Raw genomic sequence first — 14,722 nt, 5'->3', positions numbered from 1 at the left:
ATCGATTTCATCCTCCACGTCGACAAACACCTGGAGGTATTTGTGACCAGCTACGGCGCCTGGGTTTACGGGCTGCTGTTTCTGATTATTTTTGTCGAAACCGGCGTGGTGGTGATGCCGTTTTTGCCCGGCGATTCGCTGCTGTTCGTGGTGGGCGCCATGTGCGGCGTGGGCCTGATGAGTTACCCGCTGGCGGTGGGCCTGCTGTTTGCCGCCGCGGTGCTGGGTAACCAGTCCAACTATGCCATCGGCCATTACTTCGGGCCCAAGGTGTTTCAGTGGGAAGACTCGAAATTCTTCAACAAGAAAGCGTTCAACCAGGCGCACGCCTTTTACGAGCGCTATGGTGGCATCACCATCATTGCCGCGCGCTTCATGCCTTTTTTGCGCACCTTTGCCCCGTTTGTGGCCGGTGTGTCGCAAATGACGCGCAGCAAGTTCACGCTGTATGACATCACGGGCGGCGCACTGTGGGTGGGCGGCATTGTGACGGTGGGCTACTTTTTCGGCAACGTGCCGTTCGTCAAGGCCAATCTGGACAAAATCATCTGGGCCATGATTCTGATTCCGGGCCTGCTCGTTATGTGGGGCGCCTGGAAGGCCAGGCGCAAGGCGGCCCAGGCCTGAGGTCGCCGGGATCAGCCGCCAACCTTGAGAAACAGTTCGCGGTCGGGGGCAAAGTTGGCGTGCAGCGGCAGCAGCGCGCCGCCCAGCGCGCGGGCGTCCGACCCGATGCTGCCGGCCATTACATGGGCCGGCCACAGGCCTTCCCAGTTGTAGCGGCCCAGCGCCGCATTGGTACTGTCAATCAGGCGCTGCAGCAGGGGGCGGCAAAACGAGCCGTCCATCACCACCGCGTCGATGTCGAGCACGGCGGTGGCGCTGACCACGCTGTGCGCCAGGGCGTTGGCGGCCCTGTCAATCCAGGCGCTGGTGTCGCTGCTAAAAGGCGGCTCCATGGCGCGGTCGTCGTAGGCAGCGCTGGGGTCGAGGCCGCGCTCTTTAAAGCACTGCTCCAGTTCCCACAGCGAGGCTTCGCTGACCAATTGCGGCGGCATGCCTGGTGCGCGCGCCGTCTCCAGCGGCAACGAGGCCACCGCGCCGGCGTTGCTGTGAACGCCCACGTGGGGCTGCGAGTTGAGCACCAGGCCGCCGCCCACGAAGGTGTCGACAAACAGGTACAAAAAGCTTTTCAGGTCGCGGCCGCGCCCCGCCACCAGTTCGGCCACGCAGGCGGCCGCGGTGTCTTTGGCAAAGATCACGGGCAGTTCGGTCATGGCCTGCACTTCGGCGCCCAGGTCGATGCGGTTCCAGATTTCGGACTCGGCTTCTGACAGGCCCAGCATCCGGTGCCAGCCGCCAAACTGCAGGGGCGCCGCCACCCCGACACCAACCAGGCGCGGCGCCAGCGGGCCCAGCTCCTCACGCAGCGCAGCCAGGTGCCGGCCGATCACCGGAATCAGGGTCTGCGCGTTCGGAAAGGCATAGGCCAGCGACAGGCGCTGGCGCACCTGCCCGGTGAAGTCCACCAGCAGGCAGTCGGTGCTGCGCCGGCCAATCTTGATGCCGACCGAAAAGGCGCCGTCGGGGTTCAGGGCCAGCGGCACCGAGGGCTGGCCGATGCGGCCGCGCACCCGGTCATGGCGCAGCAGCAGGTCGTCGTCTTCGAGGCGGGTGGTGATCAGCCCGATGGTTTGTGCGGTCAGCCCGGTCAGGCGTGCCAGATCGGCCTTGGGCAGGCTGCCGTTGAGGCGGATCGCCTGCAGCACCACGCGCTCGTTAAAGGCACGCATCCCCACCTGGTTGGAACCGCGGGGGCGCAACAGCTTGCGGGATTCGACGGGGAGTGGGGGGCGGCCAAGTGTCATGGACGTAGATTTTCGCCGATGACTCCTTTGCGCAGAATAAAGTTGCCAAAAGGCTGGCATTCACCGGTCAGAACAATGGCGCAGGCAGCGCGAGCGCGGTCGTAAAAGGCAAAGCGTTCCAGCGGCTCGGCGCTCTGGCCGGGCAGCAAATCGGCGCTCAAGTCGCCCAGCACCTCGCGCTGCAGCTCTGACAGGTAAGGGCTTTCGGTACCGCTGACCTGCATGAAGGCCACCGGGTGCTCGACGTCAACGGCCAGCGGCAGCACCGAGTGAATTGCCTGCACCGCCCGCGCCATGCAGATGCCGGGCAGCCGCAGCACCGGCTTGCCGGCGGCAATGCTCATGGCGGTGAAGTTGGCATCGGCCAGTACCAGCGCATCGTCATGGCCCATCTCCATCAGCAGCTTGAGCAGGTCGGGCGTGAGCACGGGGTCTATGCCCTTAAGCATGCTCGATTCCCCGGTGTGATGTGAATTCAGGCAAGCGCGGACTCCGGCAGTTCTTCGGCGACCTTGGCGCCCGTCATCACGGCCACGGTGTCGCTCATGCTGATCTGTTTGGGGTTGACCACGGCCGCGCGCTTGCCAAGGCGCTGGATGTGAATGCGGTCGGCAATTTCAAACACATGCGGCATGTTGTGGCTGATCAAGATCACCGGCAGGCCTTTGTCGCGCACGCGGCGTATCAGCTCCAGCACCATGTTGCCCTCTTTCACGCCAAGAGCGGCGGTCGGCTCGTCCATGATCACCACATGCTGTGCAAAGGCGGCGGCGCGCGCCACGGCCACGCACTGGCGCTGCCCGCCAGAGAGTGTTTCGACCGCCTGCGTCATGGAGCGAATGCCGACTTTGAGCTCCTGCATGCGGGCAATTGCCTGCTCCAGCATCTGCTTTTTATCCAGCAGCTGCAGCAGTTTGCCCAACGGGCCGGCCTTGATGATCTCGCGGCCCAGAAACAGGTTTTCGGCAATGCTCATGGCCGGGGCCACGGCCAGGTCCTGGTAGACGGTTTCGATGCCGGCGCGGCGCGCATCGATCGGTGACTTGAAGTGCACTAGCTTGCCATCCAGCATCAACTCACCTTCGTCAGGCAAGGTGGCTCCCGACAGCGCCTTGATCAGCGATGATTTACCCGCGCCGTTGTCACCAATCACGGCCAGGATTTCACCGGCACGCAGTTCAAAGTCGGTGCCGTCCAGTGCCGTCACCTGACCATAGCGCTTGACCAGGCCTTTGGCCTGCATGATGAGCGGCGCTGAGGTGTTGGCCGAAGCGTGGATTGAAGCGTTGGTGTTCATCAACGTGCTCCTTTGCGCGACATCTGGTCGGCCGCGACCGCCAGAATCACCAGAATGCCGGTAATCATGGTTTGATAAACCGAGGCGACGCCCATCAGCGTCAGGCCATTGCGGAATACGCCCACAATCACCGCGCCGACCAGGGAGCCCAGAATAATGCCGCGCCCGCCAAACAGGCTGGTGCCGCCCAGCACCACGGCGGTGATGGCATCGAGGTTTTCGGTTTGCCCGGCGTTGGGGTCGCCCACGCCGGTACGCGCCACCGACAGCAGCGCGGCAATGCCGTAAAAAAGACCTGCCAGCGCGTAAACGGAGACCAGGACACGGTCAACCCGAATGCCGGTCAGGCGTGCCGCTTCAGGGCTGTTGCCGACGGCGTAGAGGTGGCGGCCGGGCGCGGTGTCGCGCAGTACAAACCATGCCAGCACATACAGCACAATCATGGTGACCGTGCCCAGGCTGACTTCGGTGTTGCCGATGCTGAAGGTGTCGCCCAGCGCCGTCAGCGGGGCCGGAAGGTTGGGAATGATTTGCGCGTTCGAGAAAATCTGGGTGATCGCAAAAGCGATGTTCAGCGTGCCCAGCGTCACGATGAAGGGCGGCAGCTTGAAACGGGTGACCAGCAGGCCATTGACCAGCCCGAAGCCGGTGGTCACCGCCAGGCCGCAGGCAATCGCCGCATAGGGGTCAATGCCGTAGTTCACGGCAAACTTGGTCATCACCATGCCGCCTAGCGCCATCACCATGCCGCAGGACAGGTCGATGCCCGCCGTCAAAATAATCAGGGTCTGGCCGATGGCCAGAACGCCCACCACCATCACCTGCTGCAGCACCAGCGACAGGTTCTCGCTGGTCAGAAAGCGTTCAGACTGGGTGGTGAAAAACAGGCAGGTGGCGAGCAGCGCCAGCCAGGGGCCCAAGGCCCCCCAGGGGATATGGCGTGAAGTTGAGGTCATGGATGAAATGCCCGCAGGATGAAAGACAAGGAAAAATGGGGCACGCCAGGGCGCGCCCCGCTCACACCTGATGGCTTGTTGGCATCAGGTCGCCGGTTTTACTTCTGGCCCCAGCACAGGTCCAGGCCGGTCTTGGTGTCCTTGCTGTCCACGCCCGGCACCGCCTTGGCCGAGATCAGTGTCACGCCGGTGTCGGTGTAACCCGACGATTTTTTGCCGCCCTTGGCGTAGCTCACACCGGCCGCAACGCCCAGCGCCGCCATTTTCAGGGGGTACTGCTGCGAGGTGGCCGTGATGATGCCGGAGGCCGTGTCCTTGATGCCCTGGCAGCCGCCGTCCACCGACAAAATCGTAACGCCTTTTTCCTTGCCGGCTTTTTTCAGCGCGTTGAAGGCGCCGGCAGCGGCAGGTTCGTTGATGGTGTAGACCACGTTGATGTCGGGATTCTTTTGCAGGCAGTTTTCCATGGCGGTCTGGCCTTTGGCCGGGTCGCCAAAGCTGTCGGCCATGCACACCACGGCGGGGTCTTTGGACAACTCGTTGGACTTGGCATCTGCCGCGGCCAGACCGAAGCCCTTCATGAAGCCGTTGTGACGCTGTGCGCCCACCGGGTGGCCGGGGAACAGATCGAGCGTGGCGATCTTGGCGGGCTTGCCGGCCATGACGGCCTTGGCATACTGGCCAATCAGCTCGCCGGCCTTGTAGTTGTCGGTGGCAAACAGCGCGTCGGCACCTTCGAATGGGCTGTCCAGTGCAATCACCTGCACGCCCTTGGCCTGCAATTTTTTGACGGTGGGGCCAATCGCATCGCCGCTGGCGGTGATCAAGATGGTCTTGGCGCCGGCAGCGGCCATGTTTTCCAGGGCCGTGATCTGACCGGCCGTGTCACCGTCGGATTTGCCGGCGGCGGTCAGCAGTTTGGCACCCAGCTTTTTGGCTTCGGCTTCGGCGCCTTCCTTCATCTTGACGAAAAAGGCATTGGTTTCGGTTTTGGTGATCAGGCCAATCACTGGCTCACCGGCGGCGAAGGCCGATGCCGTGGCCAGTGTCAGGCTTGACAGCACCAGAAGGGTGGTCATTTTTTTCATGTCAGTTGTCTCCGTGTTGAATCAATGAACAGGGTGCATTCCCTGGGAAAGCACCCATGACTTGTGGATGCCAGTGAACTATAGTGGCAATGCATGTATTAAATCAAGTCACTTTAGTTATGGAAAACCCTGCGATGATGGAAAACCCTAGGTATTTGCTGCAAGTGGCCTGCGCCGGTGAGGCCCTGATTGATCTGATTGCCCAGCCCGATGGACGTTACGAGCCCTGCCTGGGCGGCGCGGTATTCAATCTGACCCGCGCATTGGCACGGCAGGACATTGGAACCCTCTACCTCAACCCCTTTTCGCGCGACCGCTTTGGCCGCCAACTGGCTGCGGCCGTCGTCAACGACGGCGTGCAGCTGGCCCAGCCAGAGCCAGTGGCGCAAATCACCTCGCTGGCGGTGGTGGCGCTGGACGATACCGGGCATCCTGACTACGCGTTTTACCGGCAGGGGGTGGCCGACCGGGCCGTGAGCGCCGACACCCTGACGCAATTATGCGCGCGGGAGCCCGCCCTGGCGCTGGTCTGCACCGGCGCCCTGGCGCTGGACCCGGCCGATGCCGCGCACTATCTGCCGTGGCTGCAGGCGCAGCGCGAGGCGGGCCGTGTCGTGGTGGTGGATGCCAACCTGCGGCCATCGGTGATGCCCGACATGGAGGCTTACCGGCGCAATGTCCATGCGGCGATGCAGCTTGCCGATGTGGTCAAGGTCAGTGACGAGGACCTGGAAAACCTGGTCGCACCAGGCGCCGATGCACTGGCCCGGGCGCAGCACTTGCTCAAGGCGACGGGCGCCCGGCTGCTGGTGTTGACGCTGGGCGCGCAGGGCGCCTGCCTGCTGACGCAGGACGGCCAGCAGTGGCGGGCGCGCGAATCACAACCGCTGAAGGTGGTGGATACGGTGGGCGCCGGCGACTGCTTTCTGGCGGGTTTTGTGGCGGCCTTGCTGACGCGCCCGATGCCGGGTGACGGTGCCAAGGGCCCCCGGGCGGTGCTGGGGCCGCTGGATGCGGCGGCTGGCCAGCGGCTGCTGGCCCATGCGGTGGCCAGTGCCAGCCTGTGCGTGATGCGCAGCGGCTGCGTGCCGCCCACCCGCCTTGAAGTGCAGGCCAGGGTGGAGGCAGTACCCTGCGTGTTTGGCTGATGCCAGGCTGGCCACGATTAATACGTGAGCGTATTATTGATGGCTGATTCTGGAAGCGAAAAGTAACACCCAGGCCCCCTGAAGACAACGAGGCGTGATGACCGCACCGCAAGCATTTTCCCGCTGGAGCGAACCCGGCTCCAGCCGCATTCCGTTTTGGGTCTATACCGACGCGCAGCTTTACCAGTGCGAGCTGGAGAAAATTTTTTACGGCGCGCACTGGAGTTACGTCGGCCTTGAAACCGAGATACCCAACGTCGGGGACTACAAGCTCAGCCATATCGGTGAGCGTCAGGTGCTGATGGTGCGCGACCGGGTCGCCCCCAGGGACCGGGCGACGGACAGCGGCATCCGTGTCGTCGAAAATCGCTGCGCCCACCGCGGCGTGCGCTTTTGCCAGACACTGCACGGCAATGCCCGCAGCTTTGTCTGCCCCTACCATCAGTGGACCTACAAGCTCAACGGCGATCTGGCGGGCCTGCCCTTCAAGGACGGCGTCAAGGAGGGCGACTGCGTCCATGGCGGCATGCCCGAAGGGTTTGAGCTCAAGGACCACGGCCTGACCAAACTGCGTGTGGCGGTGCTGCATGGCCTGGTGTTTGCCACCTTCAGCGAGGACACCGAGCCGCTGGAAGCCTACCTGGGACCCAGCATCTTGCCGTGGCTGGATCGGATTTTTAAAGGCCCTGACGGCACGCGCAAATTGACCCTGCTGGGCTACAGCCGCCAGCGGATTCCGGGCAACTGGAAGCTTATGATGGAAAACATCAAGGACCCTTACCACCCCGGCCTGCTGCACACCTGGTTCGTGACCTTTGGCCTGTGGCGCGCCGACCAGAAAAGCCGCATGGTGATGGATGCCCAGGGCCGTCATGCGGTGATGATTTCAAGGCGCAACGAGGGCGGCAGCAATGCGGCGGTGACCGAAGGCGAAAAAACCGATGTGACGCAAGGCGTCACCAGCTTCAAGGCCAACATGACGCTGCACGACGACCGGCTGCTCGACGTGGTGCCCGAGACCTGGTGGACAATCCCCGATCCGTCCGTGCCTGGTAGCGACATCACGCCCACGGTGACCATGATCACGCTGTTTCCCAGCCTGATCATCCAGCAGCAGGTGAACTCATTGAGCACCCGCCACATCGTGCCGCGCGGCGAGGGCGAGTTTGACTTTGTCTGGACGCATTTTGGCTTTGCCGATGACACGCCCGAGATGACGCAGCGCCGGTTGCGCCAGGCCAATCTGTTTGGCCCGGCGGGTTTCGTCAGTGCCGATGATGGCGAAGTGATCGAGTTCAGCCAGGACGGCTTTGAACAGGCGGGCGAGGGCGGCGCCACGCTGTGCGAGTTGGGCGGCACCGGCCTTGAAGCGACCGAGCACATGGTGACCGAAACGCTGATTCGCAACATGTATGCCTACTGGAAAAAGGTGATGGCGGTATGAACCTTGAAACCCTGCTGCTGCAACATGCGGTCGACCAGTTCAATGCCGACTATGCTGCGGCGCTGGACGAGGGACGCTTTGAGGCATGGCCCGGATTCTTTGTGGAAGACGGCCACTACAAACTGCAGGCGCGTGAAAATTTTGACCGGGGCCTGCCGCTGGCGCTGATCGCGCTGGAAAGCCGGGGCATGATGAAAGACCGGGTCTATGGCATCACGCAAACCATTTACCACGGCCCCTACTACATGCGCCACCTCATCAGCCCGGCGCAGATTCTTTCCAATGAGGCGGGCGTGATCATGACGCAGACCCACTACGCGGTGTTCCGTACCCGGCCGGCAGGGGTCAGTGAGGTCTACAACGTCGGACGTTACCTTGACGAAATTGTGAAGACACCCGACGGCCTGAAATTTCGGCGCCGGCTTTGCGTGTACGACAGCGAGATGGTGCTCAATTCGCTGATCTATCCGGTTTGACTGCCTCGCCATCCGCGGCCTGGCCCGTGAAAACCGCGCGATTGCGATCTGTTTCAATTGGTTACTAATATCGCAAATAAACACATGCGCCTTTGTTGGCCACAGTTCGGCGAATTTAACCGTCTGCAGAGTACCGTAATCGGCTGAATCCGGGCGCACACTCCGCAAAATCACAGCCACGCCAGCCCGGCCATTCGCCCAAAAAAAGTAACTTTTTATGGGGATTGCTTACATATATGGCTGGGTCGCACACTGTCCCTGACAACTTGTCACAGGAGGGTGTCATGAAATCGGTGGACAAAAATGACCTGAATGGGGAGCCGGATGCCCCGGTTTTCTCGACCGGCGTGACCGGCGAGGGTTACGTTTACGACGGTTGTCGCAATGCGTTGTCCACCGGCTGGAGCCGCCGGGGATTCATCGAGACGCTGGGGTTGTCGGGGGTCACGCTGGCGGCAGCACCGCTGGCATCCCTGCTGCTTCCGGGCTCTGCCCTCGCAGGTACGGCGGTCGAGGACTTCACCTTCGCGATTCTTGCAGACAGCCACACCATGGGCAAGAAAAACGGCCCGATGAAAGTCCGGCTGGAGGCAGCGATCAGGCAGATCAACGCGATGACCCCGGCGCCCGATTTCGTGATGTACCTGGGCGACGCCATCACCGACGGTACGCTGGAAGAATTCAAGTATTTTGAGGAGATCATCGCCGGGCTCAAGCCGACCATTCACTACCTGGCGGGTGAACATGACTGGTACCTGGACATGGGCGAGTACTACATGCGGAACATGATCCGGCGTTCCATGCCGTATTACTCGTTCGACCACAAGGGCGCGCACATCATGGCGCTGCACGGTTGCAATTTGAGCGATTTCTGGAGCAGCCGCAAACTGAGCCCGCAAGAGCGGATGAAAGTGGCGGGGGATATCAACGACCCGGCCCAGGGAACCTTCGCGCTCGGCAGGGCGCAACTGGACTGGATGGAAAAAGACCTGGCAAATGTGCCCAAGGATGCCCCCATCCTGATCTTCAGCCACGTGCCGCTCTACCAGTACCACAAGCCCTGGAATTTCTGGACGCAGGACGCCGACCTGGCCCACGCCATTCTCAGGCCTTTCAGCAACGTTCAGGTGTTTCACGCGCATGTGCATCAGCTGGTGGAGCACCAGATTGCCAACATGAAGTTCACCGGCATTTTGTCCACCTCATGGCCTCATCCTTATCCGGAGAGCTATCACACGCTGGGGCTGACCGGCCAGATGCCGCGCCCCAACCCGTCCCTGCTGTTCGACGGCCTGGGCTGGCATATCGCCAGGGTAGAAGGCGGCAGTGGCAAGGTCAGCCACGAAGATATTTTGTGGACCCTCAAGCCGCCGGCGGCTTGAGGACAGGCGACGCATCAGTGTTGAACGAAGCGAATCATCCGGAGGGAATCATGCAAGCAATCATCCGAACCGCGCTGCCCGCGATGCAGGCCGGGCTTATCACGCTGGCGCTGGCCTGGCATGGTGCGGCCACGCCGCAAGATGCTCCGAAGCTGCCGCGCGGCATACATGTGCAAAGTCCGAAGCTGGACCCGGAACTGGTGCGCAAGACCAGGGAAGAGACCGACAAGGTGATCAGGCGCGGCGAGGTGCTGTGGAAGGACCGCCAGCTGGGCACCAACGGCCAGAATTGCAATATGTGCCATCCCAACGGCGCTGCCACGCATCCCGAAACCTTTCCCAAGTTCAAGCAGCAATTCCGCCGGGTGGTGACGGTTCAGGAGTTCATCAACTGGTGCATCGTTGCCGCCATGCGGGGTGACAGTCAGGAAATTGGCAGCGCGGATTTAACGGCGCTGGAAGCCTACCAGGCCTATGAAAGTCGCGGCCAGACCATGGAGATCGGTGTCCCCGGGCCTTGATATGCAGCGAGCCCCACTTTTGAAGGAAGAGCCATGAAAATCAATCGCAGAATTTTTACCATCCAGTCCATTCTCGGCACGGCAGGTCTAGTCGCCGTGGATCTGGCACAGTCAGAGGCCTCCCTGCTTCTGGAAACCAGTCCCCAGGCCAGCGCTCTGGGCTACCGGGCGGACGCCAGCAAGGTTGAAAGCGCGAGTTTTCCGAACTACGCCGCCGGGCAGAAATGTGCCTCATGCCAGATGTTTCGGGCCAAGCAGCCGACTGCAGCGCCTGGATCGTGCGCCATTTTTCCGGGGAAACTGGTCAGTGGTGAAGGGTGGTGCAGTGCGTACATGAAAGCCGCATGAATCCGGGTCTGACCTCGGCCGCGATTCGACAAGCGCGCCCAAAAAAAGCGGCTCGCCGGAATAAGCGAGTCGCTTGTGTGTGACATCGAGACGATCTCAACCCACTGATCCAGCCCGTCTGACGCTCTTGGCGGCATCATTGACGGGTGTTGGCAAGGGCTTAGCGTTTTTTGCCGACCTCGTTGCCGATCAGCGCGCCGGCCGCTGCGCCGCCTACGGTGCCGAGTGTGCTGCCGAAAGCAGCGTTACCGACCACGCCGCCAAGCACTGCGCCTGTGGCCGTGCCAATTTGCGCGTTGGTGGGGTTGCTTGCGCAGCCGGTCAATGCAATGAAAGAAGCAGCGACTGCGGACATCAGGAGTTTCGTGTTCATGGGGTTTACCTTTGCCTAAAGTTTCAGGCTGACTTGCTGCGGACAGTGACGCGGTTTACGCCTTTGTGTCCTCGCTTTGCCTGTGACTTCACTGTAGATGCGGTGGCGGACCAGGCATGTAGGAGAAGGCCATCGGCCCCTGTCGGTGGCGGTGGCCCAATCGCGCCATCAAACGCGTTGCAAATTCTTGGGTTTGAGCTCTTGCCCGACCCTACAGGGCGCGATTGCGCGCCAGCGGCGGGTTGCGCGCAAAGTAGCGGGTGATGCCGCGCATCAGGGCATCGGCCAGACGGATCTGGTAATCCTCGCTGCCCAGCCTGGCTTCTTCATCGGGGTTGCTGATGAAGGCGGTTTCAACCAGCACGCTCGGTATGTCGGGTGCCTTCAGCACGGCAAAGCCGGCCTGCTCGACCCGCGGCTTGTGCAGCTTGCCAACATTGCCGATCTCGCCCAGCATCGCGCTTCCCAGTTTCAGGCTGTCATTGATCTGCGCCGTGGTGCTCATGTCGAGCAGGGCTTTTTGTACCTGCGCATCCTTGGCCTTGACATTGACGCCGCCGACCAGGTCGGCCGAGTTTTCCTTGTCGGCAATCCAGCGCGCGGCGCTGCTCGACGCGCCTTTCTCGCTGAGCGCAAAGACGCTGGCGCCCTGGGGCCGGGCGGTGAAGAAGGCATCGGCATGGATGCTGATGAACAGGTCGGCCTGCACGCGACGCGCCTTTTGCACCCGCACATGCAGCGGCACAAAAAAATCGGCGTCGCGCGTGAGGTAGGCGCGCATGTTGGGTTGCTGGTTGATGCGCTCGCGCAACCGGTGCGCAATCTGCAGCACCACGTCTTTCTCGCGCGTGCCGCCCGGCCCCACCGCGCCCGAATCTTCGCCGCCATGGCCCGGGTCCAGCGCCACGATGACGAGGCGGTCGGTCTTGGCTTTGCCAACCGTGGGCGGCTCGCCGGCGGGCGGCCGGGGCGCCGTGCCCGCAGGCGGCCTGACGTCGGCGGGCCTGCCCGGCGGTTTTCCGGTTTGCCTGGCGATGAGCTCGCCGAGCGGATCGCTGCCCGCGCTGGACGCGGGGCCCGGCGCCGTCGGCTTGTCCGACAGCTGCTCGGCAATCAGGGCCTCCAGCGGGTCCACCGGCAGCGCCGGGTACAGGTCAAACACCAGCCGGTGCTGGTAGGCGGCCACTGGCGGCAGCGTAAACACCTGCGGCAGCATCGGCTGCTTGAGGTCAATGACGAGCCGCACCACGCCCGGTGCATTTTGCCCCACGCGAATGCCCGAGATGTTCGGATCGTCCGATTTCACCTTGGCCACCAGCTCGCGCAGGGCCGGAATCAGGTCAATGCCTTCAATGTCCACCGCCAGCCGTGGCGGCTCGGGCACAAAAAATTGCCTGGCCTTGATCTCGCCGTCGGACTCGATGGTGAGCCGGGTGTAGTCCTTGGAAGGCCAGACCCGCACCGCGACAATCGTGGCGCCGCGCGCGATATGCTGCACGCCCAGCAGCAGCACGACGCTGCCCAGCTGCAGGGCTTTTCTGCGGCTTGGGCGGCTGGGCCGATCGAGGGGGCCGGTGGCTTCGTGGTTCATGCCAGCAGTTCTGCGCCGATGGCGGTATGCGCGGTCAGGGTGACGGCGCGGGCGTCATCGTCCAGCACCTCAATTTTGAGCAGCAGATCGGGCGGCGGTAGATGGGGGCCGGCTTTTTCGGGCCATTCCACCAGCTTGAGGCCGGGGCTGGCAAAAATGTCGCGCAGGCCGGCTTCTTCCCACTCGCGCGGGTCGTTGAAGCGGTAAAAATCAAAATGCCAGATGTTGAGCCCTGGCTGCAGGCTGGCCGCGCCCAGGGTGTAGGGCTCCACCACCGTATAGGTCGGGCTTTTGATGCGGCCCTCGACGCCCAGGCTTTTGAGCAGATGCCGCACCAAGGTGGTTTTGCCGGCGCCCAGGTCGCCCTGCAGCTCAATCAGCGCGTGGCCAATCGCCGGTTGCCGGGCCAGCGCCTGGGCAAAGGCCAGCGTCGCGTCCTCGCCCCGCCAGGCAATGTTTTTTACAATCAACGGGTGGTCCAGAACAGTCATCAACTCAATCATCGGTTTGTACATCAAATTCAGACTTGGGCGCGGGAGCTCGGATTTTCGCAAGTCGGCATTGCTGGCGTTGATTTGTCGTCGGCCGAAGCCGGATTATCGGCCTGGCTGGCCGCCGGCTTTCACGGCGACATGCAGTACATGGCGGCGCATGGCCTGAAACGGGCGCGGCCGGCCGAGCTGATTCCGGGCACCGTCAGCGTCATCACCGCCCGCATGGACTACCTGCCGTCGTCCACACCCGCCGCGCCTGGCGAATGGCAGGCCCTGGAGTTCAGCCGCCTGCAACGCCCCACTGAAGGCATTGTCTCGGTCTATGCCCGTGGCCGCGACTACCACAAGGTCATGCGCGCGCGCCTGCAAACGCTTAGCGAACGGATAGCGGCGCATGTCGAAACCCTGGGCCACCGCGCCTTCACCGACTCGGCCCCGGTGCTGGAGGCCGAGCTGGCGGCCAGAAGCGGCCAGGGCTGGCGCGGCAAGCACACGCTGCTACTGAACCGCGAGGCCGGTTCGATGTTTTTTCTGGGCGAGATTTATGTCGACATTGCCTTGCCGCCCAGCGAACCGGTGACGCCGCATTGCGGCAGTTGCAGCGCCTGCATCGATGTCTGTCCGACGCAGGCCATCATCGCGCCCTACAAGCTGGACGCAAGGCGTTGCATTTCTTACCTCACGATTGAACATGCCGGGCCGATTCCGCTGGAGCTGCGCCCGCTGATGGGCAATCGCATTTACGGCTGCGACGACTGCCAGCTGATCTGCCCCTGGAACAAGTTTGCCCAGCGCAGCGCCCTGCCTGATTTTGATGAGCGCCAGGGTCTGACGGGCCAGCAGCTCGTGACCCTGTTCGGCTGGACCGAGGCCGAGTTTTTGCGCCTCACCGAGGGCAGCCCGATTCGCCGCATTGGCCATGCGCGCTGGCTGCGCAACATTGCGGTGGCGATGGGCAACGCGCTGCGCGCAAGCGGCCCGGCGGCCGATGACCCCCTGCGCCCGGCCTTGCAGGCCCGCGCCCATCACCCGAGCGAGCTGGTGCGGGAGCATGTGGAATGGGCTCTTGCGCAGTAAATGTTAACGAAATTGGCCTCTAGCCCAGTTAGATCGTGCGTATACAGCTATCAAATTTATAGCAATCTGGTTTTTGGGGGAGTATTGGCGTCAGCGCAGCACACCCAGCGCAAACGGCAAACTAACGACTCCCAGCATGGTGGACAGGGTCACCAGACCCGCCACATAGCCGCCGTTGTAACCCATGCGCGCCGCCAGCACATAGGCGCTGGAAGCCGTGGGCAGCGCGGAAAAGGCCAGCAGCACGGTGCTTTGGGTGGCTGACAGACCAAACAGCCGGGTCAGGCCCAGCGCCACCAGCGGCAGCAGAAAGTGCTTGATCGCCAGCAGCGCCAGCGCCAGCGTTTTGGCTTGCGCCAGATGGACAAACTGCATGCCGGCGCCAGCGGCCATCAGGCCCAGCGCCAGCGACGCCGCGCCAATGCGGGTCACCGTGGGCTCCAGCCATACCGGCAGGGCAAAGCCCAGCAGATTGGCCACCAGTCCGCTGGCGGTGGCCAGAATCAGCGGGTTGCGCACCAGTTCGCGCAGAAAGCCGCGCTGGGCGTGCCGGGCCATGGGCCACACCGCGGCCACGTTGGACAGCGGCACGCAGACCCCAATCAGCACCGCAATCAGCAGCACGCCCTGGCTGCCCGCCAGCCGGTCGGCCAGCGCCA

Annotated in this window: 17 protein-coding genes; 8 read left to right on the top strand and 9 right to left on the bottom strand. The window is 62.9% G+C overall.

Going from position 1 to position 14,722, the window contains the following annotated elements; genetic code table 11:
- A partial coding sequence (locus RMO23_RS15080) for a VTT domain-containing protein (protein ID WP_309683196.1) occupies positions 1–627 on the top strand: 627 nt, incomplete at its 5' end.
- Between the two features lie 11 nt (positions 628–638).
- On the opposite strand, the gene RMO23_RS15075 is transcribed toward RMO23_RS15080, so the two are convergent.
- The 5 genes from RMO23_RS15075 to RMO23_RS15055 form a co-directional block, all read right to left on the bottom strand.
- Positions 639–1,868: an ROK family protein gene (locus RMO23_RS15075; protein WP_405041613.1), complete on the bottom strand. Its 1,230-nt coding sequence runs from the start codon at positions 1,866–1,868 to the stop codon at positions 639–641.
- On the bottom strand, positions 1,865–2,317 hold the full coding sequence (locus RMO23_RS15070; RefSeq protein ID WP_309683191.1) for an RbsD/FucU domain-containing protein: 453 nt from the start codon (positions 2,315–2,317) through the stop codon (positions 1,865–1,867). Before RMO23_RS15070 ends, RMO23_RS15075 begins: the two co-directional genes overlap by 4 nt.
- A 26-nt stretch (positions 2,318–2,343) precedes the next feature.
- Positions 2,344–3,165 carry an ATP-binding cassette domain-containing protein gene (locus tag RMO23_RS15065; RefSeq protein WP_309683187.1) on the bottom strand — a complete coding sequence of 274 codons (822 nt, stop codon included), beginning with the start codon at positions 3,163–3,165 and terminating at the stop codon, positions 2,344–2,346.
- Positions 3,165–4,121 carry an ABC transporter permease gene (locus RMO23_RS15060; protein WP_309683185.1) on the bottom strand — a complete coding sequence of 319 codons (957 nt, stop codon included), beginning with the start codon at positions 4,119–4,121 and terminating at the stop codon, positions 3,165–3,167. The genes RMO23_RS15065 and RMO23_RS15060 overlap by 1 nt, the downstream gene beginning before the upstream one ends.
- Positions 4,122–4,219: 98 nt before the next feature.
- Positions 4,220–5,209: a substrate-binding domain-containing protein gene (locus tag RMO23_RS15055; RefSeq protein ID WP_309683182.1), complete on the bottom strand. Its 990-nt coding sequence runs from the start codon at positions 5,207–5,209 to the stop codon at positions 4,220–4,222.
- Positions 5,210–5,328: 119 nt separating this feature from the next.
- Here RMO23_RS15055 and RMO23_RS15050 point away from each other — a divergent pair, with 119 nt between their 5' ends.
- The 6 genes from RMO23_RS15050 (at position 5,329) to RMO23_RS15025 (ending at position 10,528) form a co-directional block, all read left to right on the top strand.
- Positions 5,329–6,357 (top strand): PfkB family carbohydrate kinase, encoded by a 1,029-nt coding sequence (locus tag RMO23_RS15050; protein WP_309683180.1) that lies wholly within the window; start codon positions 5,329–5,331, stop codon positions 6,355–6,357.
- 97 nt (positions 6,358–6,454) lie between these two features.
- Complete coding sequence (locus tag RMO23_RS15045) at positions 6,455–7,801, top strand: aromatic ring-hydroxylating dioxygenase subunit alpha (RefSeq protein WP_309683177.1); 1,347 nt, start codon at positions 6,455–6,457, stop codon at positions 7,799–7,801.
- On the top strand, positions 7,798–8,277 hold the full coding sequence (locus tag RMO23_RS15040; protein ID WP_309683175.1) for an aromatic-ring-hydroxylating dioxygenase subunit beta: 480 nt from the start codon (positions 7,798–7,800) through the stop codon (positions 8,275–8,277). Before RMO23_RS15045 ends, RMO23_RS15040 begins: the two co-directional genes overlap by 4 nt.
- A 284-nt stretch (positions 8,278–8,561) precedes the next feature.
- Positions 8,562–9,659, top strand: a complete 1,098-nt coding sequence (locus RMO23_RS15035; RefSeq protein ID WP_309683172.1) for a metallophosphoesterase — start codon at positions 8,562–8,564, stop codon at positions 9,657–9,659.
- A 50-nt stretch (positions 9,660–9,709) separates the two neighbouring features.
- On the top strand, positions 9,710–10,180 hold the full coding sequence (locus tag RMO23_RS15030) for a hypothetical protein (RefSeq protein WP_309683171.1): 471 nt from the start codon (positions 9,710–9,712) through the stop codon (positions 10,178–10,180).
- 33 nt (positions 10,181–10,213) lie between these two features.
- Positions 10,214–10,528, top strand: a complete 315-nt coding sequence (locus tag RMO23_RS15025) for a high-potential iron-sulfur protein (RefSeq protein ID WP_309683169.1) — start codon at positions 10,214–10,216, stop codon at positions 10,526–10,528.
- A 160-nt stretch (positions 10,529–10,688) separates the two neighbouring features.
- On the opposite strand, the gene RMO23_RS15020 is transcribed toward RMO23_RS15025, so the two are convergent.
- The 3 genes from RMO23_RS15020 to tsaE form a co-directional block, all read right to left on the bottom strand.
- On the bottom strand, positions 10,689–10,901 hold the full coding sequence (locus RMO23_RS15020; RefSeq protein WP_309683166.1) for a glycine zipper 2TM domain-containing protein: 213 nt from the start codon (positions 10,899–10,901) through the stop codon (positions 10,689–10,691).
- Between the two features lie 211 nt (positions 10,902–11,112).
- A complete protein-coding gene (locus RMO23_RS15015; protein WP_309683163.1) occupies positions 11,113–12,492 on the bottom strand; it encodes an N-acetylmuramoyl-L-alanine amidase in 1,380 nt (459 codons plus the stop codon).
- Complete coding sequence (gene tsaE / locus RMO23_RS15010; RefSeq protein ID WP_309683162.1) at positions 12,489–12,983, bottom strand: tRNA (adenosine(37)-N6)-threonylcarbamoyltransferase complex ATPase subunit type 1 TsaE; 495 nt, start codon at positions 12,981–12,983, stop codon at positions 12,489–12,491. The genes RMO23_RS15015 and tsaE overlap by 4 nt, the downstream gene beginning before the upstream one ends.
- 27 nt (positions 12,984–13,010) lie before the next feature.
- Here tsaE and queG point away from each other — a divergent pair, with 27 nt between their 5' ends.
- Positions 13,011–14,063: a tRNA epoxyqueuosine(34) reductase QueG gene (gene queG / locus RMO23_RS15005; RefSeq protein ID WP_309683200.1), complete on the top strand. Its 1,053-nt coding sequence runs from the start codon at positions 13,011–13,013 to the stop codon at positions 14,061–14,063.
- 90 nt (positions 14,064–14,153) lie between these two features.
- Here queG and RMO23_RS15000 read toward each other — a convergent pair.
- A partial coding sequence (locus tag RMO23_RS15000; protein WP_309683160.1) for an AEC family transporter occupies positions 14,154–14,722 on the bottom strand: 569 nt, incomplete at its 5' end.

The organism is Polaromonas sp. (assembly GCF_031411155.1).
Classification (GTDB): Bacteria; Pseudomonadota; Gammaproteobacteria; order Burkholderiales; family Burkholderiaceae_C; genus Polaromonas.
The sequence above is the reverse complement of the archived record's forward strand: the minus strand, read 5'-3'. Positions and strand labels throughout refer to the sequence as shown.

Excerpts from the sequence above, each read along its gene's own strand:
- RMO23_RS15040 (WP_309683175.1), top strand. The coding sequence starts at position 7,798 with ATGAACCTTGAAACCCTGCTGCTGCAACATGCGGTCGACCAGTTCAAT.
- tsaE (WP_309683162.1), bottom strand. The coding sequence starts at position 12,983 with ATGACTGTTCTGGACCACCCGTTGATTGTAAAAAACATTGCCTGGCGG.
- RMO23_RS15075 (WP_405041613.1), bottom strand. The coding sequence starts at position 1,868 with ATGACACTTGGCCGCCCCCCACTCCCCGTCGAATCCCGCAAGCTGTTG.
- RMO23_RS15030 (WP_309683171.1), top strand. The coding sequence starts at position 9,710 with ATGCAAGCAATCATCCGAACCGCGCTGCCCGCGATGCAGGCCGGGCTT.
- RMO23_RS15025 (WP_309683169.1), top strand. The coding sequence starts at position 10,214 with ATGAAAATCAATCGCAGAATTTTTACCATCCAGTCCATTCTCGGCACG.
- RMO23_RS15055 (WP_309683182.1), bottom strand. The coding sequence starts at position 5,209 with ATGAAAAAAATGACCACCCTTCTGGTGCTGTCAAGCCTGACACTGGCC.
- RMO23_RS15065 (WP_309683187.1), bottom strand. The coding sequence starts at position 3,165 with ATGAACACCAACGCTTCAATCCACGCTTCGGCCAACACCTCAGCGCCG.
- RMO23_RS15050 (WP_309683180.1), top strand. The coding sequence starts at position 5,329 with ATGGAAAACCCTGCGATGATGGAAAACCCTAGGTATTTGCTGCAAGTG.
- RMO23_RS15070 (WP_309683191.1), bottom strand. The coding sequence starts at position 2,317 with ATGCTTAAGGGCATAGACCCCGTGCTCACGCCCGACCTGCTCAAGCTG.
- RMO23_RS15060 (WP_309683185.1), bottom strand. The coding sequence starts at position 4,121 with ATGACCTCAACTTCACGCCATATCCCCTGGGGGGCCTTGGGCCCCTGG.
- RMO23_RS15020 (WP_309683166.1), bottom strand. The coding sequence starts at position 10,901 with ATGAACACGAAACTCCTGATGTCCGCAGTCGCTGCTTCTTTCATTGCA.
- RMO23_RS15015 (WP_309683163.1), bottom strand. The coding sequence starts at position 12,492 with ATGAACCACGAAGCCACCGGCCCCCTCGATCGGCCCAGCCGCCCAAGC.
- RMO23_RS15045 (WP_309683177.1), top strand. The coding sequence starts at position 6,455 with ATGACCGCACCGCAAGCATTTTCCCGCTGGAGCGAACCCGGCTCCAGC.
- RMO23_RS15035 (WP_309683172.1), top strand. The coding sequence starts at position 8,562 with ATGAAATCGGTGGACAAAAATGACCTGAATGGGGAGCCGGATGCCCCG.